This window comes from Mycobacterium sp. IDUB_21 (assembly GCF_055419425.1).
In genome coordinates, this window is sequence record NZ_JBVAXQ010000020.1 from 1 (window position 1) to 21515 (window position 21515).

Consider the following 21515-nt stretch of genomic DNA (forward strand, 5'->3'; position numbering starts at 1 on the left):
CACCGTCTGCGCGTGCACATCGAAACGACCCGCCATCGAACGCATCGCGTCCGGATCGGTCATAAAGCGTGTTGCCACCGTTGTGTCTCCTTGTCTGAAGTTCGTTGATTCTGGTTGTTGGCCGACTTGGTTGTCTAGGTTGCCGGAGGTAGCTGCCGATTACGTCGGTAGCCGACAGCCGGCCTTGAACATCTGAATGGTTCCCCCTTCCATCAGCTCGCAGCCCATTGCCGACATCTCCGTCACTCCTGCTCCGCGATCCGGTCAGCCGGCCGAGGCCGCGTTGGCGGCCTCGGTGGCGGCGTAGGAGGTGGCACTGCTGTTGAGCGTGGCCACGAACATCTCGTGGATTGCCGCGGCCTGAGCGCTCACCTGCTGGTACATCGTCGCGTGGGCGGCGAACTGCGCCGCGGTCAGCGCCGAGACCTCGTCGGCGGCGGCCGGAACCACGCCGGTGGTCGGGGCCGCAGCAGCGGCGTTCTGGGCGTTCAACGCCGACCCGATCCCGCTCAGATTTCCGGCAGCGGCGGACAGTGCCTCCGGCTGCGCGTTGACGAACGACATTCGAATCTCCTCCTCGGATCGCCTGCAGCAATCTTTCCGACACTGAGCCTAAGGGCTCAAAACCACCGAAACGACCGATGATACTTACTGTTCATCTGTCGGCAGCAACTGTTCACCTGGGGTAACAGAGGGGTAACCCGAGACCGGTCGTGCAGCCCACGAAACGGAGCCGACCTGCCGAAACACAGCCCTGTCATTCGCTGCCGCAGCCGGTGGCCGTCGGCCCCGCCGACGCCGGGGCAACGATGCCCGCCGATAAAATCTGGAAGCGGCGAAATGCCGCCCGCGGCACCGAAAGTGACGCCGTCAGCAACCGCCGTGGCCTGTTACGAGCGCCACAGCGGTGACCGGTGCGACAGCTCAGCGAACCGGAGTGGCTGCCCGTTCGTGCGCCGGCGCCCGCCGCAACTCCGTGGCGGCGACCTGCACGAACACCCCGGTGTCCTCGGCCATGAGCAGACCACGGCCTCGGGGCAGCGGGCCACCCTTCATCTTGCCGCGGATGAAGCCCTCGTCCGGGTCGGCGTCCATCACCAACAGCGGTGCGTTGGCCTGGTGCAGTGCCCGCAGCAGCGGGTCGCTGCCCGCCGACGACCAGCCACCGAAGGTCCGGGTGGCGATCACGTGCAGGCCCACATCAGCAGCGCGGGTGACCCACGGGGCGGCCTTCTGGAACGGCGAGTCGAAGCCGGGGGGGAACTGCTGGATGTCGTCGATGATCAAGAAGATCTCCGGTCCGCTCCACCAGGTGCGCGACAGCAGCTCCTCGGCGGACAGACCGGGCGGTGGCTCACGGTTGGCCAGCGTGGCGGCCAGCTCGTTGACCATGGCGACCGCCCCGTCCATGGTGTAGGCGAACTTCTCCACGTAGTCGGAGCCCAGCGTGGTCAGCAGTTGCCGGCGCGGGTCGATCAGCCACACCTGCGCGGACGGCTTCGTGGTGGGCGGGGCGGTGCTGGCGCCCGGCGCGTACAGTCGCTCGATCTCACTCATGATGGTGGCCAGGGTGGTGGTGCGGCCGCATTCGCGGCGCCCGGTCACCATCAGGTGCCCGTTCTCGGCGAAGTTCAGGTAGACCGGCTGCAGATCGAGTTCGGAGATGGCCCAGGCGATGCCGCCGGCGCCCACTCCTTCGCGCTGGTCGTTGGCCGCGACCGCCCGCACCTCGTCCAGCCCGAACCGCGCCGGCAGGCGCCGCACCGGACGCACCCGGCCCACCGCCACCTGACTGACCGCGGCGGCGACACTGTCGGACTCGAACACCCGCGAATCGGTGTCGCCCAGCGCGGGGCGTGCGATCAGGGTGTGCAGACCGGATTGGGGGTCGCTGTCCAGTCGGACGTAGTTGACCGCGAGCATGCCCCGGCCCGGCTTGACCGGGACGTCCTTGGCGAACCGGGAACGCACCAATTTGGCGTCCTCCACCGCGGCCAGGCGCAGCTCAACCCGGGATCCGAAGCCGCTGCGGACCGGTGGCCGCAGCTCCGATTCGCGGTCGGCGGTGACAACGACGTGCACACCGAATGAGGGCCCCTGGTTGATGATCTGGTTGACCTGCTCGACGAGCACCTCGTTTTCCTCGGACAGCGCGCGGTAGTTGTCGATCACCAGGTAGACGTCACCGAACCCGTCGTTGGGCACCTTCCCCGGGGCTCCTTCGAACTTGCGCCGCCGGAAGACGTCCATCGAAGCCACGTCGTTCTCGAGGAAGCTGCGCTTGCGGGTCCGCACCAGCGCCAGCAGTTCGGCGACCGTGCGGCGCACGCCGTCGGGGTCGGTGGGTCCGCAGACGCTGCCCACGTGCGGCAGTCCGGCCACCGTGGTCAGCGAGGTGCCGCTGTACGCCAGGCAGTAGAACTGGACCTGTTCGGGGGTGTGTGTCAGCGCCGCCGAGCAGATCAGCGTCTGCAGCGCCGTCGTCTTGCCGGCCCCGCCGGCGCCCAGGATCAGCACGTTGGCGCCCGGTCCGGACGTGTCCACCGTCCACGGCGGCTGGTCATGCTTGTAGGGCCGGTCGATCAGCCCGATCGGGAAGACCAGGTCACGCCGGGTGCCGTAGTTCTCCTGCCACGGGTGGCCCAGGTATCGGTTCACCAGCTCGTCGACGGCCGTCGGTACGTCCAGCGGTGGCTGCCACAGCCGGTAAGGCTCGAAATCGATCCGGCGCAGCTGATCGATGATCACCGTGCCGACCTTGGGAATCCGGATCGCGTCCTCTTCCTCGGCGGGTTCCTCGGCCGGGGTGGCGGTGATCGCCGGGGTCTCCTCGGCCGCCTCGAGCTCGGTGACGCTCACCTCCAGCGGGGTGAACGCGGTGGTGAACAGCTGCGGCCGGATGTAGTCGATGGAGTGCACCTGCGGCAACGCCTCGTCGTCGAGCAAGCCGCCTCGTTGATAGTCGCGCCACAGGAACTCGGCCTGGAAGCGGATGACCTCTTCACCGCTCTTGCGGAAGTAGCCCAAGCCCGCCTTGCCCGGTAGGTTCACCGCGTTCGGCACGCCGGCAGCCTGTGCCGCACCGGCCGTCTGCGCCTTGAGCACCAACCGGTAGCCCATGTTCTCCATCAACTTCTCGGCGCGGCTCTCGATGGTCTGCGACGCCATCATCAGGTGCACCCAATAGGCGCGGCCCTGCCTGCCGATCGAGTCCAGCACCTCGACCGCCGTCGGCATGATGCGGAACCACTCGTAGAACTCGTCGATCACCACGACCAGCATCGGCAGCGGCGGCAGGCTGTGGTCGCCGCGCGCCTGCATCCGGGACCGGATCTCGTTGTACTCCTTGGCACCGTCGACGCCCGCGCTGTCACACATCGACTTACGGCGGGCGATCTCGCCCCACATCGCCTCGAGGAATCGCTCCATCAGTGCCTGGTCGTCTTCCAGGTCGGTGATGATCCGCGAGACGTGCGGTACCCCGGCGAACGGCTTGACCGCCGATCCACCCTTGAGGTCGGCGAGCACGAACTGCAGCTCCTCGGGCGAATGCCCCAGCAGCAGCGATTCGATCACCGTGCGCACCAGCGTCGACTTACCCGAGCCGGTGGTTCCCGACATGACGCCGTGTGGGCCGTCGCCGCCCTCGTCGAGCGACTTCATGTCGAGGAACAGCAGCTCACCGTTGTCGGAGCGGTTGCCGAACGGGATTCGCAGCCGCGACCGGCTGCCCTCCTGCTGCCGGCTCGTCCACAGCTGGTTGAAGTCGATCCGCCCGGCATCCTCGATGCCGTAGTAGGAGAGGATGTCGCGGGCTCCGATGTGGTGCGTGACCCGCTGGCCGATCTCCTCGTAGGCCTCGGCCAGCCGCCAGTGCGCCATCCGCTGCGCGAACTGCTCGGCGTCGTTCTGGCTGACCTGGTCGGCCAGCGCGAAGAACCACTCGTTGTCGTCGATGACCATCCAGGTGTCGCGGTCGCGCGGCAGGGCGTTGATGGTGCCTCTGTCGTCGAAGCGCAGCACCCGTTGCGAAACACCGCGCCACTCCGGGGCCCCGGTCAGGTCGAAGAACGTCACGCCGTCGATGCCCTCGGTGGTGTTGACGTACTCCCACTGCGGATCGACACCGTCGACGACGATCAGGTGGTGCGGTGTCGGCGTCTCCGCCGACGAGCTGGCGTGGCGCGGCATGAACGACCCACGCCCCGAGAACAGTTCGGCGTGCTCGGTGGCGAAGTCCCGCACCGAGCTGTACACCATGCGAGCGTTACCCGCGGCGTCCTGACGGCGCGGGTCGCCGAAGTGCGGCAGCCACTTCACCCAATCCCATTGCGCCACATCGGAAGTGACCACGACCATACGCAGATGGTCGGGCCCGTGCGAGAACGCCAACTGGCAGATGATCGCGCGCATCAGCCCGAGTACCTGCTCGCGGTCGCCGACCACTGAATACCACGGCTCGACCAGCAGCGAGACCATCTTCGGCAGGTTGTAGACCACGCTCTGGTAACGCCCGAACTCCTGCAGCGCCTTGCCGGTCACCGGTTCGAGCTCGATGTCGGTCGGCATGTTCTGCGGCTCGCCCCAGGTGACCTCGGGCCGCGTCATCCCCACCCCGACCCGGGCCAGCCCGAAGTTGAGGTCCTTGCCGTTGGGCTGGCGCTCCCACATCCGCGAGGTTCCCACCGAGGCGGCCAGTGTGACCGGCGCCGGGTGGTACCACCGGTAGTTGGCGTCCATGCTGTCCGCGGACTCCGCCGCCGACTCCCGCAGCCGGTCCAGCATGAGCATGAACTGGGCGCGCATCGCGTCGAGCTTGGGCCGGCTCAGCTGCTGGGCTCCACCGCCGAAGCGGCCGCCGAACATCATCATCGCCACGCCGCCGATCATGAAGATCGGGAAGATGGAACCGGCGCCCAAAAACATCCGGGAACCGTTGGCCACCGTCATCGAGACCATGCCGACCAGCAGGCCGAGGACCAGCACCCCGACCACCACCAGCCACCAGGGCTTGCCTTCGGGCGGTGGGACGCTCAGCGGCGTCGGCAATACGATGTTCTCCGGCTTGACCACCGGCGCGCGTTCCGGCGTCGGCCGGGCGAATCCACGTTTCACTTGGGTACCGCCAATTCTGCAGGGCTCATGTCGGTTGGCAGGGTGTCGTGACGTACCAGCGCATCCTGGCGGGACAGCGTCGGCCCGTGCGCCAGCAGCCGCAATGCCACCGACGGTGCCAGCGCGGGCTCACTCACCAGACCCAGCGCCTTGCGCTCGTCGTCACCGGGTACTCCGAATCGCACGCCGGACGCGGACAACCACCACAACGATTCGCGCGTTGAGGCGTCCGGGTCGTTGCCGGTCACCGCGACGAAATTACCGTAGCCCGGGCCGAAGTAGACCCGGTCGGCCTGCGGCATGTTGTTGTTGTTGGTCTTCACCAGCGACACCACTCGGCTCATCTGCTTCTGCGACACCGGGATCGTGGGACCGGACACCACCTGCACCCGGGCCCGGCTGTCACCGTTGGAGCGCTCCCACCACCAGCAGGTGGACGGGTTCTCCTTCATGTCGACGACCTTGAGCGGTCCCTCCGGGTAGGCCGACAGGTCCAGCCCGGTGACCACCGGCATCTTCGCCAGCTCCGGCGGCGCCACCACCACCGGCGCACCGCCCGCGGTAGCCCCGGCGTTCTGCAGAATACGCGCCACCACCGGTGACACCGTCTGCACACCGTTCACCAGGACCACCGAATACTGTTGCGGCCCAGCCAATTGCGGTGTCGTGAAGACCGTTCCCACCGGCCCGGGGGCGTTCGGGAAGGCCGGCGGGCGGCCGGACTCCGGCACGAACGGCACTGCCAACTCCGGCCCGACCGGCAATGCGTCGAACAGCGCCTGGCTCATCGGCCGGGCGTGGTCGACCTGTTCGGGCGTGAGGCCCAGCGGCAACAGCACCGCCCGGTCGGCGGCGTCGATGCGCGAGCGGCGGCCCTGGCGTACGACCCATGATTCGTCGTCGTAGCGCAACACCACCGAATCCGGGCCGTCGAGCACCCGGCGGCGGGAGTTGAGGTCGGGGCTCCCGTCGATCACCGTCACCGTCACCGGCGTCACCGCTCCCACACCCTGGACGTTGGCGACGGTGTCGCAGATCAACCACGACGACGACGAGGGTGTCGTCGGCAGAATCTCCGACGGCGCGCCCGGAATGCCGACGAGCGGACCGTGCGGCTGCTCGGCGATCTGGGTGGCGCGCACTTTGTGCGGATTGTCGGGGCGACCGGCGATCAGTCGGGCCGAGGCCAGATTCAGCGCCGGATATAAGGTGTCGCCGACCCGCACATAGAGGGCACCCGAATCGCGGTCGGCGATGATGGGCGATTCGTTCATCTGGCCCGACGGGCTCAGAAACGACCACAGCAGCGCACCCAGGCAGACGACCGCCGCCGCCGACACCGAGGCGACCACCGCCAGCGACTGTCGCCGGCCCGGCTCCACCTCCATCCGAACCTGCCAGCGGGTCAACGCCATCGCGGTCCGTCGCGCCAGGAATTGGTAACCGGTCATCTGGGTGCGCGTCGACAACCCAAGGCCGTAACCGGGCCCCCGCTGTTCCTCAGCCACGGTGCGTCCCAACTCGCCCCCGTTGAACGGCCCGGCTACGGCGCCGTTCCGATGCCTTATTGGTCGTCATCTGCCCCTGCCTGATCACCAGTTTGTCCACTGCGCATGCTAGCCGTGTTGTGTAGCGACCGCCCGCCGCGCAGATTGCAATCCGGCAGCGATGACGAATTACGGGGTCGCCGTTTCTTCGTTGAATTATGGACGCGTCACGTGAACGGTCAGTTACGCGCGGGAGTCGCCCTAGTGCGATGGTGTGCCGTCCGGCCCTGACCCCTGCTGACGCCCCGAAAAAATCGTGTCGATCAAAAGAGCATCCGACCCGCGCCGGCCGGCAGGCCCGTACCGCAATCGAGGAGGCGAGCCTAGTTCAGATCCCGCATCTGCTAAATCGGAGCTTCCTGCCAGAACCCTGTGCATTTGGTGTCAGAGCAGCTGGGGGGCAGCCTCCCCACTGTACTGTCGCGGCGTGACGACCATCGACGGACAGGGTGCCGAAGGCCAGCTCGACCCTCGGGGTCCTGCCACCTCACCAGCCACGGAAGAGACAACCCACCACGTCAGCTACTCGACCGACGTCATCGACGTCGAGTTGGAGCTGGAACAGGGCTACCGCACCGAGATTCACAAGAATCACGACGACACCGTCGACGTCGAGACCTATGGCGGCGGCTTCGATCTGTCCCGCCGTGCGGTTGCCCCGCATCTGCGCGTCGGGAAAGACAAGTGGTTCAACCTGCTGTGGCTGATCCCGATCGGCTTCGTCGGGTTGATCGCGATGATCGCGATCGGCAAGGGCGTCCGCAACATCCCCGGCATCGAAGACTTCATCGCGCAATACCCGGGCAGCAGCCCGTCCACCGCGGTCGAGAGCGGCCTGCCCGCCTGGGCCGGCTGGACCCACTTCTTCAACCTGTTCATGATGATCTTCATCATCCGGGCCGGAATTCAGATCCTCTGCGACCACCCGCGGCTGTACTTCAGCCGCAACTCCACCCCCGGCAAAGACGAATGGCTGCGGGTCGGGCCGCCGGTTCCCGACGACCCGTACTGGACGGCCAACGCCGACACCGTCGCCCTGCCCCCACAATTCGGGCTGCCGGGCTTCCGTCATTCGATCGGCCTGGCCCGCTGGTGGCACATGGGCCTCGGCGTGCTCTGGCTGCTCAATGGCGCGGTGTTCTACGTGCTGCTGTTCACCACCGGCCAGTGGCGCCGCATCGTGCCGATGAGTTGGGACATCATCCCGCACGCCGCCTCGGTGATGATCCAGTACGCATCGCTGGACTGGCCCGATGACCACACCTGGACCAACTACAACGCGCTGCAGCTGATCTCGTACTTCGTCACGGTGTTCGTCGCCGCCCCGGCAGCGTTGATCACCGCACTCGGCATGTCGCCGGCGCTGTCGCAACGGCTCGGGCTGATCAGTAAGCACATGCGACTGAACCTGCAGATCGCGCGGTCCCTGCACTTCGTGGTGCTCTGCTACTTCCTGATGTTCATTCTGGTGCACGTCACCATGGTTTTCGCGACCGACGCCTTCGACAACCTCAACCACATGTTCGCCGCCCGCGGTTGCGCGGTAGGTGCCGGGCCGGAATGCCACAGCCCGGTCGGCTTCTACGTCTTCTGCGTCGCCGCGGTGGTGTGCATCGTCGGCTGGCTCGCCGCCACCCCGCTCACGCTCAAGTACCCGCGGGTGGTGCAGAAGGTCGGCTACGCCTTGATCGGGCCGTTCCAGCGGGCGCTGGAGAAGCTCAATCCGGAGCCCGGCACGTTCACCGAGGCCGACATCTCGCCGTTCCACTGGCGCAACGGCCGGCTGCCGGAGACCGTCGAGTACAAGGAGTTGGAGGCAAACGACTTCAAGGACTGGCGACTGAAGGTCTACGGCTTGGTCGAGAACCCGATGGAGTTCTCGCTGGAGGACCTCAAAACGCTGCCGTACCACGACCAGATCACCCAGCATATGTGCGTGCAAGCCTGGTCCGGTGTGGCCAAGTGGGGCGGCGTGCAGATGTCGACGATCATGGACATCGTCAAACCGCTTCCGGAGGCCAAGTGGGCCATCTTCTACTCGATGGGCCTGGGCGCCACCGGCGGCATCTTCTACAACGCGCACCCGGTGGACCAGATGTGGCACCACATGTCGATGCTCGCCTACAACATGAACGACCAGCCGCTGCCCTACATGCACGGTCGGCCACTGCGGCTCCGTAACGAACTGCAGCACGGCTACAAGCTGGTCAAGTGGATCAAGGGCATCGAGTTCGTCGCCAGCTACAAGGAGATCGGCAGCGGCCACGGCGGCTACAGCGAAGACCACAAGTTCTTCGGTCGCCACCAGACGATCTGACGCTCGACTCGCTCGTAAATCCCGAAAACGAGGGCCCGGCCGGGCCCTCGTTTTCGTTATCCGGCACGGGCCTGCGGCCGTAGACCGACTCCCGGCGATCCGAACCTCCCCCGCCCCAAAGAATTTGTATCGTGCTGCGATTAATGCGCTAATATAACGCACGTTGATCCGCAATATTCGCTGGTACGAGGAGGCACGCCGGGTTATGTCAGACGTCGCAGGTCAGCAGGCCAACCCGGCCGCCACCGGTCAAGCAGCACTGATAGCTCACCGTGATGAGTTGAAGCCCGCCGGTGACGTGGTGAATTTCGAGACGTGGGCCGGTGGCCTCGATCAGAATCGGCGGGCCATCGCGCCGCAGCTTCGCGTCGGACGGGACCGGTGGTTCAACCTGCTGTGGCTGCTCCCGATCGGCCTGGTGGCACTGGTCGCCGCCGTCGCCGTGACCAAGTACCTCGTCGGCTTTGCCGCGGTGCAGGACTTCATCGGCCGGCACCCGGGCACCGTGATGACCGCCGGCAGCAAGCCGGGTATCCCGGCCTGGGCCAACTGGACACACTTCTTCAACCTGTTCCTGATGACGTTCATCGTCCGGTCCGGAATCCAGATCCTGGCCGATCACCCCCGGCTGTATTTCACCCGCAACGCGACTCCGAACAAGCACGACTGGCTGCGGATCGCCGAGCCGGTTCCCAACGACCCGATGTGGACCGCCAAAGCCGACTCGGTCGGCCTGCCGGACCAGTTCGGGCTGCCCGGTATCCGGCACGCCATCGGCCTGGCCCGCTGGTGGCACCTGGGCACCGATGTGGTGTGGCTGGTCAACGGCGCCGTGTTCTACGTATTGCTGTTCACCAACGGGCACTGGCGCCATCTGGTTCCGACCAGCTGGGACGTCTTCCCCAACGCGGTGTCGGTGGGGCTGCAGTATCTGTCATTGGACTGGCCGACCGACAACGGCTGGGTGGCCTACAACAGCCTGCAATTGTTGGCCTACTTCACCACGGTGTTCATCGCCGCGCCGGCGGCCGTGCTGACCGGCCTGGGGATGGGGCCCGCGGTCTCGATGCGGCTGACGCACATCAGCAAGCGGCTGAACATCCAACTGGCCCGCTCGCTGCACTTCCTGGTGATGGTCTACTTCGTCTTCTTCATCGTGGTGCACGTCACCCTGGTCTTCGCCACCGACGCGGTGCGCAACCTGAACCACATGTTCGCCTCGCGTGACGACACCGGCCTGGTCGGGTTCTGGGTTTTCGCCGCGGCCATGACGCTCACCACCGTGGCCTGGGTGTGGGCCACCCCGTTCACCTACCGGCATCCGCGGGTGGTGCAACGGGTCGGCTATGCCCTGATCGGTCCGCTGCAACATGCGTTCGAGTTCGTCAATCCGGAGCCGGGCGCGTTCACCGAGAAGCACATCTCCCCTTACTTCTGGCAGAACGGCACCTACCCGCAAACCGTCGAATACAAGGAGTTAGAGGCTCACGACTTCGTCGACTGGCGGCTGCATGTCTATGGCCTCGTCGCGCACCCGACGAACTTCAGCCTCGCGGAGTTGAAGGCCCTGCCCTACCACGAGCAGATCACCCAACACTTCTGTATCCAGGGCTGGTCGGGGGTGGCCAAATGGGGCGGGGTGTCGATGAAGACGATCCTCGACATCGTCAAGCCGCTGCCTGAGGCCAAGTGGGTGGTGTTCTACTCGATGGCACCCGGCTCCGACGGCGGCCTCTACTACGATGCCCACGCCATCGGACAGATGGACCACCACCTCACCATGCTGGCCTACGACATGAACGGCGAACCACTGACCTACGGTCACGGTGCGCCGCTGCGGCTGCGCAACGAATTGCAGCACGGGTTCAAGATGGTGAAATGGCTCGCCGGCATCGAATTCGTAAGGCATTTCGACGAAGTCGGCAGCGGCTACGGCGGCTACAACGAGGACCACGAGTACTTCGGATACCGGCAGACGTTGTAACCGACGAGGCGCCCGCATCCGTCGGCCCGTAAGCTGTGCCAGGAGAAACCGACCAACGGGAGAATCCATATGCGGAATCGCGGTATCGGAAGATCAGTCCTGTCGATGATGGTGACTGGGCTGGCCGTCGGCGCGGTGGCGACCGCCTGTGGTGACTGCGAAGGCGATTCCGAGGGGAACGGCTACGGCGACACCACCAACGCCCCGGCCGCCCCTATGGCCCCGATACCGCTAGCCCCCAGCGAAGCAGAAACCGTGCCGGACCTGACCACGGCCCCGGAAGCCCCACTCACCAGCGCCGCCCCCGCCATCGAGCGCCCCGCCCAGGGCGAGGCGAAGCCCGCACCGGCGGCGCCCCGGGTTCCCTCGGCGCCTGCCATCCCCGCCATTCCGGCGATTCCGGCGATCCCGGCCATTCCGGCGATCCCCGCCATCCCCGCGATCCCCTACCCGTAGGCCCCTGGGCCGACCGCTCGGGGCAGACGCTCGACGCCGACCGGTCAGAGCCCCGTCCAGGCGGAGTCCAGGCGGTCGGCCACGTCGATGATCTGAGCCTGCTCGGACTGTGGGCTCTCGATCTCGTCTGCGACATAACTCGCGATGAACCGTCGGATCTCCCCGTCGACACCGGCGAAGATCCGCAGCAGCTCACCGCGGATGGAGGTCGACGACACCTCGACGGTGATGTCGGACGGCCGCGGTTTGGGCACGTCGATGATCAACAGCAACGGCTCGGCGGCCCGGGCGGTGGCCCGCAGCGCGATGTCGCCGGCGACGGTGAACCGCTGCTTGTCCAGGCGTAGGTCGATGAGCAGATCGATCACCAGCGGAATGTGGATCGCGAACGTCAGCAGATCACCCAGACCGCGGGTCACCCGAGGCTGCTCGATGCGCACCTTCGCGCTGACTCGGGCGATCCCGCCCGGCCCCTGACGCATCGAGGGCATTTCGAACTCGTCACCGGCGATCGCGGCGAACGCAGCTGCCACACGCTCTTCGGTGACCGCGATCTCGAAGAACTTCCGCCCGAACTCCTCGTAAGTCAGGTAGCTGTGGTTCTGCATAGCTGAATACCGTCTCATGTCCACATCTGCGACGGCCGCTGATCGGCATGCGCGTCGTCGTCATCTTCTCACTCGGACTCCTCACGACGGGCGAGGCGTCGCGTCACAGTCTCATCTCGTCTGGGCGGCGCCGGCGCAGTCGGCATTCGTCGATGGTCCGCGTGGACCGGTCCGACCTCCTGCCCGCCGGCCGGAATCATCCCTTCGGCCAAACGCAGCTGGCGCGCCGAGCGACCGCTGCCGCTCGACGCGGGCATCAGCGGGGTCGGTTGTTCTTCGTTTGCCATTCATCGAAAAAGATGGAACGCCAACGTGAATCGTTGACGCTGTATACGTGCCGAAACGGCACGCTATGCGCAGCAGTCGTTCTCGCCGACACCGTCGGTACCAGCCACGCAGTTAGCCTATTCATCAGGCGAATTCGGGTGCCAATTCGAATGAGTTTCGTGGCAACCACTCTCAACTGGCGTATGCGGAGTTTTCACCTGCAATTCATCATCGAAATCCGGTCTGCGCGGCAAATTTTCACCCTCCTACCTGCTGTTTTCCGTTGCGGCGTAATGTTTAACAACTTCAACTTCAAACGTGATGCCTGCCACAGATTTTGGCTGGTGCGGAAAGCCATTGTTAATGTGCCTGCTCATGTTTGGTATCGATGCATTGATGGTGCTCATCCAGCAGGTTTCCGGCACCCCGTACATCACCGGTGGGGACAGCCCCGCCGGAACGGACTGCTCGGGCCTGGCCTCGTGGGTGTCCAATGTGGCCAGTGGCCGGCCGGCGTTCGGCAACCGGTTCCACACCGCCAACGAGGAGTCGGCACTGCTGGCTCGCGGCTTCCAGTACGGCACCGCTCCCGGCGCCCTGGTGGTGGGCTGGAACAGCCGCCACACCGCGGTCACGCTGCCGGACGGCACTCCGGTGTCCAGTGGCGAGCCCGGCGGGGTGAGGATCGGCGGCGGCGGCGCCTACCAGCCGCAGTTCACCCACCACATGTTCCTGCCGATGTCGACCGAGGCGCCCGGCGACGAAGCTCCGCCGATGGAAGCCCCGGTGCAGTTCGCCGCCATGGTGGAGCCGGCTCCCGAGCCGCCCGCCGAGCCGATGGGCGTCGAGATGGCGCCACCGTTCGGGGCCCCGGCGCCGTTCGAGCCCCCACCGGCCGAGCTGCCGCCGTTCGAGGCCCCGATTGACGCACCGCCCGGTGAGGCGCCGCCGATGGACGGCCCGCCGCCGGCCGAGCCGGGCCCGGAGTCGCCCGAGCGCGACGCGCCCCCGCCGGCTTAACCCCCCGCCGGCGCGGGGTCGGTCCGGCGTCGCGCCAGCAGCCACGCCAAGCCCTGCCCTTCGCCGTCCGCGATCACCTCAAGACCGGCGAATGCCGTGCGGAGCTCACCGGGCGCGGCCCGGAACCGCCCCGCGGTCCCGCCGTCCTGGCTGAGCACGATGACGGCCAGCAGTCCGCCCGGGGCCAGGCGCTCGATCATCGGTGCATCCAGGCGGCGGTCGCGGAAGCGGGCACAGTAGACGACGTCGGCGAGCGGGCCGCTGGGTAGCCCGTCGTCGAGGTCGACGACGTCGAATCGGCACCGGTCGCCGACACCATTGCGCGCCGCGAGCGCGCGTGCCTGCTCGACCGCGACCGGTGATACGTCGAACCCCCAGGCATGCAGGCCCCGCCGCGCCAGCCAGACCGCACCGGTCCCCTGCCCGCAGGCGACGTCGATAGCGTGGCCCGCGACCGGAAACTCGTCCCGGTAGGCCGCAAAAACCGCCACGGGGCCGACTGCGTCCGGCGACGGCACGCCTCGGTCGGTGTATTTGGCGTCCCAGCGGGCCCGGTCGGCGTCACTCATCCGATGCACGATACTGCGGTGGTGAAACTACGACCCTCGATCGCGCTACTGCTGTTCGTCGTGGGCGCGGCCGCGGGCCTGGTCGGCGACCACTCCCATGTGGTCACCGGAACCACCGAGTACCTGCCGCCGTCGCACGCGGTGCCCTTCGTGTGGAGCAGTCCGATCTGGTTTCCGATCATGGTCGGTGCCGGCACCGCGATCCTGGCCGAGCTGCGACTGCATCTGCCCGAGGTCCGGACCCCGGTGACGGTGCGCCAAGGGGTAGCCGGTATCGCCGCCGTGCTGGGCAGCTACGTCGTGACCGCGATGCTGCACACCGCACCGGAAGTCCCGATCACGACGTTGATCTGCGCGTTCGCCGCGATCACCTACTGTGCACTGGGGGATCGTCCGGCGATTGTCTGCGGGGTTCTGGCGGCGATCTGCGGGCCGGCTATCGAGATCGCGATCGCCGCGGCAGGCCATTTCCGCTACGCACCCGATTCCGACGCACTGTTCGGGGTGGCTCCGTGGCTGGTCCCGCTCTACTTCGCGTTCGGGGTCGTCGCGGCACTGATCGGCGAAATCGCAGCTGCCCTAAGGCGATCGACGTCCTAGGATCTAGAGACTATGGAACCGGTCACGCTCGGCGGATATCACGCCAAGCAGTGCGCCCGCGTCACCCATAACCTGTTCTCGCCCGGCACTGTGGAGCCGGCGACTCCCTCACCGGAGGTGCTGGCACTGCGCGAGGCCGGCGTCGCCTTCGAAGCAGAAGTCTCCGACGAACTCCGGGGCCGATACGGCGATTCGGGCCGGCTTGTGGTGGTCGATCCCGACACCGACCGCAGCGAGCAGCGGCGGCAAACCGTCGAGGCGATGGAAGCCGGTGTCGAAGTTATCGCCGGCGCATTCCTGCCGCAGGTCAACGGCCGCGCCGGGCGACCGGATGTGTTGATCCGGTACGAGAACGGCTATCTGCCCGTCGACATCAAGAACCACCGCACCCTGAGCGGCTCCAAGCGCTCCGAGGTGGCGGTGTCGACGTTGTCGGCGCCCGATCAGCTGCTGACCTGCCCCGGCTACAACGATCACGGGACGCGCTGGCGTGAGGATGCCATGCAGCTGGCGCACTACACCCGGATGCTGCAAGAGCTCGGTTATCACCCCGGCGTGAACCGTGGCGGCATCATCGGCACTTCTGACCTCACCGAACTCGTCGGCGAATCCCACGGCATCACCTGGTATGACCTCGACGCCGAGACCATCACCACTTATTCGGCCAGCGACCCGGAACACCGTAGGAAGCGCTCCGTCCTGCAGCGCTACGACCATGAGTTCGCCTTTCGCGTCGAAGTCGCACATGCCGCGGCGTCCGGACGGGAACTGGTGCGGCCCTATCGAATCAGTGACTGCGACTCCTGTGAGTGGTTCGACTACTGCGCCACGGTGGCCGGCGACGACGACGCATCCTTCGCGGTCCAGACCGGCCATCTCAATGTCCGGGAGTGGCAGTATCTGTACCGGCACTGCGGTGACGGCACCACGTTGAGCGCCGCACAGTTGGCGGAGGTCGACCCGGACGCCCACCTCGAGGCATTCCGCGTCCAATCGGTGCGCACCCAGAAGCCGGCAGACCGGCTGGCGAAAGTCGTCCGGCGTGCCCGAATGAGCTGCGCCGAAGTCGATTACGAGCAACGCGGACCAGACCGCCCCACCGTCCCGGCCGCCGACATCGAGGTCGACTTCGACATCGAGTGGGATACCGAGAACCGGATCTACCAGTGGGGCCTTCGCATCCGCGACGGCCAGGACGACACCACCGCGTACTACGACCCGGTGGTCTCCTTCGAACCGCTCGACGAGGACGGCGAAGCCCAGCTCGCCGATGAATTCGCCTCCCGTATACAACAATTGCGGGGCCAGGCTGCGCGGGAGGGCAAATCCCTACGCGTCTTCCACTGGCACCACCCCGAGACGTCGAGCACCCGCAGGTTCGCCGCCGTCGCTGACGCCCTCGACGGGCTCACCTACGACCTGCGCAAGTGGTTCGACGCGGAGTATTTCGCCCGCACCTCGTCGTCGATCAAATGCGTCGCCGGATACTTCGGCTTCCAGTGGGCGGTCGACGATGCCGGCGGCCTGGTGTCTCAGCTGGCCATCGACGTCGCCCGCGGTCACGGGCCGGAGGCCGACACCGCCAGGCAGTGGTGCCTGCGATACAACGAATGCGATGTCGCGGCGCAGGCCGCGATCCGCGACGGGTTGCGCTGCGGCGGGTGAGCCGGTTCAGCCCTGCGGCTGCACCGGCGGACAGATGTTCGTGCGAGCCGCGTCGACCACCTGACCGGCGGTCGACTTGGGGATCTGAAGGTAGACCGAGACCTGCTCGACGATCAGGCTGGTCGGATGCTTCGGGAACTCCAAACAGGCGGTCCGGCCGGCGGCGAGCCGGCGGGCTTCGCTGCCGGGCGGAAACTGCCCCCGGATGGCGTTGAGGTAAGCCATCTCCCTCGCACTCGGATAGGTCGACTTCTGGCCCGCGCACAGCAGGATATCGGGACTGTTACCGCAGTAATCGGGATCCCGGGGATTGAGCGGGTCGGCGTGAGCCGATGACGCGGCACCGATCAGCCCGGCCAGCGCAGTCGCGGCCAAGGTTGTCGCCAGGACGATCGCTTTCACATCCAGCGCCTTTCTGTTCTCGCCGCTGACGCTAGCAGCTGTCAGGCCACCCACGGGAGATCTTGCCGGCCCGCCATCGCCGGCCGATCATCCGGCACCGCGCGTACCCGCCGTAGCATCGCCACCATGAGTTGGGTCGCCCGGTTCGCCGCACCGCTGGCCGCCGCTTGTGTCTCGGCGGTGGCCCTGGCCGGGGCCTGGGTAATCCCTGCCGCGGCCCACGCCGACGACAGCGGCTTCATGAAATATCTCAATAGTCACGGCTACACCGCCCGCTACGCCGGGGACGAACCGATATCCGAGCCCAGTGTGCGCGCGCTCGGACACATGATCTGCGAGAACCTGCGAGTGGGTAGGAGCGTGGAACTCCAGCAGCCGCACTATCCGGAGTGGCCGCAGTTCGCGTTGATCGCCGAGGCCGCACAGCACGAGTTGTGCCCGGGCGTTTAGACACCCGCCGCCGCTAGGATCGGTTGATGCGCCACGCGATCCACGTGCCCCTGTTCGGCGCGCTGGCCGACCCGCGTGCCATCACCGATATCGCCTGCGCCGCTGAGCAGACCGGCTGGGACGGATTGTTCGTCTGGGATCATGTCCTGAGTCCCGTTGCGGGTGAATGGGATATCGCCGACCCATGGATCACTCTCGCTGCAGCGGCGACGTCGACCGAGCGGATCAAGCTGGGTCCGATGGTGACCCCGCTGCCGCGGCGCCGGGTGATCAACCTGGCCCGCGAGACCGTCACCCTGGACCGGCTCAGCGGTGGCCGGCTGATTCTGGGCCTGGGTACCGGCCGCGATGTCTGGCGGGAGTATTCGGCGTTCGGTGACGACGGCGATCCGCGCCGGCTGGCTCGGGCGCTCGACGAAGGCACCGCGGCCCTGACCGCGTTGTGGGCCGGCGATACGGTCACCCACCGCGGCGAAGTCGTCGTCGATGGTGTCCGCGTCGCCCCCGGCCCGGTCCAACAGCCGCGGATACCCGTCTGGTTCGGCACCAACCGCACCGGCGGCGCCCCGATCGAGCGCGCCGCCCGCTACGACGGCATCTTTCCGCTGGGAATGGATCACGACGGCATCGCCCGCATCGCCGATGCGGTCGCGGCCGCCCGGGGCGGCCTGGCGGGTTTCGACATCGCGGTGGCCGCGCCCGACGACGCCGACCTCGATCGTTTGCGCGCGGCAGGGGCCACCTGGGCGGTGCGGGAGTTCTGGCCGGGCGACTCCCCCGCGAAAGTCCTGCGGGTCGTTGAGCGGGGCGCACCACACCACACAAACAGCTGAGGAGACCGGCGTGCACATCCATCGCGGCAACATCGTTTTCACCCCGACGCCGCAGGACTTCGTCACGCTGCCCAACGGCTACGTCGTCGTCTACGACGACGGCATCATCGCCGAATGCGTCGCGGAGCTACCGGACCGATACGCCGGCGCACCGGTCACCGACCACGGCGACCGTCTGGTGCTGCCCGGTTTCACCGACGCCCACGTGCACGCCTCCCAGCTGCCGATCACCGGATTGCAGGGCAGCACCGAGCTGATCGACTGGCTGCACACGCTGACCTTCCCCCAGGAAGCCGCTCTGCGCGACGCGGCGTACGCCGACGCGGTCTACGGCCAGTTCACCGAATCCCTGCTGCGCAATGGCATCACCGGTTCGATCGTCATGGGCACCATCCACGCCGAGGGCACCGGGATTCTCGTCGACAAGCTGATCGCGGCCGGTCTGAGATCCTGTGTGGCCAAGGTGTCCCGGGATCAGAACGCACCGGCTGACTCCCGGGAGGACACCGCACAGGAGATCACCGACTCCCGGCGCTTCATCGAGCAGACGTTGCCCAAGTCGCCGCTGGTGACTCCGGCCATCGGCCCGAGCGTCAGCATGGTGTGCTCCCGTGAGTTGATGGCCGGGCTGGCGCAGCAGGCCGCTGAGTTCGGCATCCCCTGTCACATGCATCTGGCGGAGAACCGCACCGAGGTCGAGGTGACCCTGCAGCGGTATCCGGACTGCGCCGACTTCGTCGAGACCTACCAGCGTGCGGGGCTGATGCAGACAGCCAACACCGTTGTGGCCCATGCGATCCATCTCAACGACCGTGAGAAACGGGTGATCCGCGACACCGGCATCCTCGTCGCGCACTGCCCCCACTCGAATCTGAACCTACTCAGCGGAGTGATGCCGCTCGCGGAATACCACGACATGGGCATCCGCATCGGTCTCGGCAGTGACATCTCGGCCGGGCACGCGCTCAACATGTTCCAAAACATTGTCGGCGCAATCCAATCCGGTGCAATGAACTACCTGACCGAGCGGGCTTCGCGGCCGGTGCTGGCCGCCGAGGCGTTCTATTGTGCGACCAAGGGCGGTGGCAGCTTCTTCGGCAAGACCGGCAGTTTCGAGCCGGGCTATGCGTTCGATGCGCTCGTCGTCGACGACTCGATGTGGACGCGCTACAAGCAGATGACGTTGCCGCAGCGCGTCGAGAAACTCATCTACTGTGGCGACGACCGCAACATCGAACACGTCTACGTCAACGGCCGGCGGTTGAGATGACAGAGGTGACACGGTGACGCATCAGCAGCGGCGGGGGCAGGATCTGCTCTTTGATCCCCTGACCACCAAGGGCACCGCCTTCAGTGACGACGAGCGCCGGGAGTTCGGCCTGCTCGGCCTGCTGCCGGTGGCGGTCAAGACCATCGCCGAACAGGGCGCGCACACCTACGTCGAGTTCTCTACCCGTCGTGACGAACTGGACAAGCACATCTACCTGCGGGCGCTGCAGGACCGCAACGAGACGTTGTTCTACCGGCTGTTGAGTGCACACATCGAAGAGATGTTGCCGATCGTCTACACGCCGACGGTCGGTGAGGCCTGCCGGCAGTTCAGCGAAATCTACCGGCGGCCGCGCGGGCTGTTCGTGGCCTACCCGGATCGGGAACGGATGTCGGAGGTGTTGGGCAACCGGCGCGAGCAGCAGGTGGACGTCATCGTCGTCACCGACGGTCAGCGCATTCTCGGCTTGGGCGATCAGGGCATCGGCGGCATGGGCATTCCGATCGGGAAACTCTCGCTGTACACCCTGATCGGCGGCATCGACCCGGCCCGCACGCTGCCGATCATCCTCGACGTCGGCACCGACAACGTCGAGCTGCTCGACGATCCGCAGTACCTCGGTTGGCGCCATCGGCGGATCAGCGACGAGGAGTACTACGCCTTCGTCGACGAGTTCGTCGCCGTGGTGCACGGACAACTGCCCGATGTGCTGCTGCAGTGGGAGGATTTCGCCACCGTGCACGCACTGCCGCTGCTGGAGCGATACCGCAACCGGTTATTGACGTTCAACGACGACATCCAGGGCACCGCTGCCGTCGCCCTCGGTGCGTTGCACGGCGCGGTTCGAGCCGCCGGGCGCCCGCTGGCGCAGCAGCAGGTGGTGATGTTCGGCGCCGGTTCGGCGGGCATCGGCGTGCTGGAGATGATCCGACAGGAGATGGTGACGGAAGGACTGACCGATGCGCAAGCCGCCGACCGGATCTGGGCGATCGATGTCGACGGGCTGTTGATCGATGACCGCACCGATCTGTCGGACAGCCAGCGCCGCTTCGCTCAACCCGCTTCCCGCGTGGCCGGCTGGGGCGGACGGGGGCTGGCTGATGTGGTGCACCACGTCGATGTGGGCATCCTGCTGGGGCTGTCGACGGCGGCGGGGGCCTTCACCGAGGAGATCGTTCGCCAATTGGCGGCCAAGACCGAGCACCCGATCATCTTCCCGCTGTCGAACCCGACCAGCCGCGCCGAGGCGCACCCCGCTGAACTCGACGAATGGACCGACGGGCGCGCGCTGATCGCCACCGGTTCACCGTTCGCCCCGGTGCGGCGCGGAGAGCGGACCCGCCACATCGCGCAGTGCAACAACGTCTACATCTTCCCGGCCGTCGGGCTGGCGGTGACCGCCGCACGCGCGACCCGCGTCACCGACACCATGATGCGGGTGGCGGCCACCACCCTGGGCGATGCCTCCCCCGCCCTGGCCGATCCCGACCTGCCGCTGTTGCCCGCCTTCGAGGATCTGCCGGAGATCACCACCCGCATCGCGACCGCGGTGGCCATCCAGGCCGTCCGCGACGGGGTCGCGCCGGAAGCCTCCGAAGACCAGCTGGCGGCCGCGGTCCGGCGATCACGCTGGACCCCGGAGTATGCGACTCGGTAGCCGACCTGGCCACCGTCCTGCGATATCCGAGTTCACTTCACTAAAGTGCTCTGAGTGGACAGAGGGAAGCTCGTCGGACGCTGCGGTCGCGGCCTCGCCATCGTGGCGTCGCTGACGGTCTCCGCCGCCCTCATCCACGCCCAGAGCACCGACGATCCGGCGCCGAAACCCAGGGAAAGCGCCGAGACCGCGCAAGCAGCGCCCCCACCGACTGCACAGCCGCCGCCCACCGGCGGGATCCGCGTCGCCGACCCGGCCGAGGCCGCCGCACTGGCCGCCAACGTGCCGATGCCGACCGGCGGCCAGCAGTTCGTCTTCCCGCTGCCCGCCGGGGTGGCACCGGAGAACGGACTGCAGGTCAGGACCGTCTGGGCGGCCCGCACCATCGGCGTGCTGTTTCAGGAGATCAAGACGATTTACGGATACCGCCAGGATCCGTTGAGATGGCATCCCGACGGGCTGGCCATCGACGTGATGATCCCGGATTATCACAGCGACGCCGGCATCCTGCTCGGCGATCAGATCGCCGGCTACGCCCTGGCGAACGCCAAGCGTTGGGGTGTCAACCATGTGATCTGGCGGCAGAAGATCTACCCCGGAGTCGGCGGCGGGAACTGGACGTCCGATTACGGCAATGAAACCGCCAACCACTACGACCACGTCCACATCGCCACCAACGGCGGCGGCTATCCGACCGGGCACGAGACGTACTTCATCACGTCGATGACGCCGGCGCCGCCGGACTGAGTGCGGGG

The 21515-nt window shown here is 66.9% G+C and carries 17 protein-coding genes and 1 pseudogene; 11 read left to right on the forward strand and 7 right to left on the reverse strand.

The genetic code is table 11. The annotated features are described in order from the left end of the window. From ACZYY4_RS21820 to eccB, 4 genes and pseudogenes are all read right to left on the reverse strand, one after another. Window positions 1–78 (reverse strand): annotated as a pseudogene (locus tag ACZYY4_RS21820) (WXG100 family type VII secretion target); the annotation flags it as partial. Window positions 79–264: 186 nt separating this feature from the next. Further along, window positions 265–564, reverse strand: coding sequence for a PE family protein (locus ACZYY4_RS21825; RefSeq protein ID WP_463812146.1), 300 nt, complete (start codon window positions 562–564; stop codon window positions 265–267). A 360-nt stretch (window positions 565–924) separates the two neighbouring features. Then, window positions 925–5115 carry a type VII secretion protein EccCa gene (gene eccCa, locus ACZYY4_RS21830; protein WP_463812147.1) on the reverse strand — a complete coding sequence of 1397 codons (4191 nt, stop codon included), beginning with the start codon at window positions 5113–5115 and terminating at the stop codon, window positions 925–927. Then, a complete protein-coding gene (eccB, locus tag ACZYY4_RS21835; RefSeq protein ID WP_463812148.1) occupies window positions 5112–6623 on the reverse strand; it encodes a type VII secretion protein EccB in 1512 nt (503 codons plus the stop codon). Before eccB ends, eccCa begins: the two co-directional genes overlap by 4 nt. A gap of 589 nt (window positions 6624–7212) precedes the next feature. Between eccB and ACZYY4_RS21840 the strand changes: the two genes are divergently transcribed. The 3 genes from ACZYY4_RS21840 (at window position 7213) to ACZYY4_RS21850 (ending at window position 11419) form a co-directional block, all read left to right on the forward strand. After that, window positions 7213–8979: a molybdopterin-dependent oxidoreductase gene (locus ACZYY4_RS21840; RefSeq protein ID WP_463812191.1), complete on the forward strand. Its 1767-nt coding sequence runs from the start codon at window positions 7213–7215 to the stop codon at window positions 8977–8979. A 205-nt stretch (window positions 8980–9184) separates the two neighbouring features. Further along, window positions 9185–10963: a molybdopterin-dependent oxidoreductase gene (locus tag ACZYY4_RS21845; RefSeq protein ID WP_463812149.1), complete on the forward strand. Its 1779-nt coding sequence runs from the start codon at window positions 9185–9187 to the stop codon at window positions 10961–10963. Window positions 10964–11068: 105 nt separating this feature from the next. Further along, window positions 11069–11419 (forward strand): hypothetical protein, encoded by a 351-nt coding sequence (locus ACZYY4_RS21850; protein WP_463812150.1) that lies wholly within the window; start codon window positions 11069–11071, stop codon window positions 11417–11419. A 44-nt stretch (window positions 11420–11463) separates the two neighbouring features. Here the strand turns inward: ACZYY4_RS21850 and ACZYY4_RS21855 are convergent, their stop codons facing one another. Then, entirely contained in the window at window positions 11464–12027 is a 564-nt protein-coding gene (locus tag ACZYY4_RS21855; protein WP_463812151.1) for a hypothetical protein, read from the reverse strand. A gap of 642 nt (window positions 12028–12669) precedes the next feature. On the opposite strand from ACZYY4_RS21855, the gene ACZYY4_RS21860 reads away from it, so the two are divergent. Beyond that, window positions 12670–13314 carry a peptidoglycan endopeptidase gene (locus ACZYY4_RS21860; RefSeq protein ID WP_463812152.1) on the forward strand — a complete coding sequence of 215 codons (645 nt, stop codon included), beginning with the start codon at window positions 12670–12672 and terminating at the stop codon, window positions 13312–13314. Here the strand turns inward: ACZYY4_RS21860 and ACZYY4_RS21865 are convergent. Next, complete coding sequence (locus ACZYY4_RS21865; protein ID WP_463812153.1) at window positions 13311–13883, reverse strand: class I SAM-dependent methyltransferase; 573 nt, start codon at window positions 13881–13883, stop codon at window positions 13311–13313. The two genes, ACZYY4_RS21860 and ACZYY4_RS21865, sit on opposite strands and share 4 nt — an antisense overlap. Window positions 13884–13904: 21 nt before the next feature. On the opposite strand from ACZYY4_RS21865, the gene ACZYY4_RS21870 reads away from it, so the two are divergent. Both ACZYY4_RS21870 and ACZYY4_RS21875 read left to right on the forward strand, forming a co-directional pair. Further along, window positions 13905–14483 carry a diacylglycerol-binding protein gene (locus ACZYY4_RS21870; protein WP_463812154.1) on the forward strand — a complete coding sequence of 193 codons (579 nt, stop codon included), beginning with the start codon at window positions 13905–13907 and terminating at the stop codon, window positions 14481–14483. Window positions 14484–14495: 12 nt separating this feature from the next. After that, the gene (locus tag ACZYY4_RS21875) at window positions 14496–16148 is read left to right on the forward strand and encodes a ribonuclease H-like domain-containing protein (RefSeq protein ID WP_463812155.1); all 1653 of its coding nucleotides are present in this window, start codon (window positions 14496–14498) and stop codon (window positions 16146–16148) included. A gap of 6 nt (window positions 16149–16154) precedes the next feature. On the opposite strand, the gene ACZYY4_RS21880 is transcribed toward ACZYY4_RS21875, so the two are convergent. After that, entirely contained in the window at window positions 16155–16550 is a 396-nt protein-coding gene (locus ACZYY4_RS21880; protein ID WP_463812156.1) for a hypothetical protein, read from the reverse strand. Between the two features lie 126 nt (window positions 16551–16676). Between ACZYY4_RS21880 and ACZYY4_RS21885 the strand changes: the two genes are divergently transcribed. From ACZYY4_RS21885 to ACZYY4_RS21905, 5 genes are read left to right on the forward strand one after another with little or no spacing between them, the layout of a single operon-like run. Further along, entirely contained in the window at window positions 16677–17000 is a 324-nt protein-coding gene (locus ACZYY4_RS21885; RefSeq protein ID WP_463812157.1) for a DUF732 domain-containing protein, read from the forward strand. Between the two features lie 26 nt (window positions 17001–17026). Next, window positions 17027–17833 (forward strand): LLM class flavin-dependent oxidoreductase, encoded by an 807-nt coding sequence (locus ACZYY4_RS21890; RefSeq protein ID WP_463812158.1) that lies wholly within the window; start codon window positions 17027–17029, stop codon window positions 17831–17833. Window positions 17834–17843: 10 nt separating this feature from the next. Continuing rightward, entirely contained in the window at window positions 17844–19103 is a 1260-nt protein-coding gene (locus ACZYY4_RS21895; protein WP_463812159.1) for an amidohydrolase family protein, read from the forward strand. A 13-nt stretch (window positions 19104–19116) separates the two neighbouring features. Then, the gene (locus ACZYY4_RS21900; RefSeq protein WP_463812160.1) at window positions 19117–20760 is read left to right on the forward strand and encodes an NAD-dependent malic enzyme; all 1644 of its coding nucleotides are present in this window, start codon (window positions 19117–19119) and stop codon (window positions 20758–20760) included. Window positions 20761–20814: 54 nt separating this feature from the next. Further along, window positions 20815–21507, forward strand: a complete 693-nt coding sequence (locus ACZYY4_RS21905) for a glycoside hydrolase (RefSeq protein ID WP_463812161.1) — start codon at window positions 20815–20817, stop codon at window positions 21505–21507. The last annotated feature ends 8 nt before the right edge of the window (window positions 21508–21515 follow it).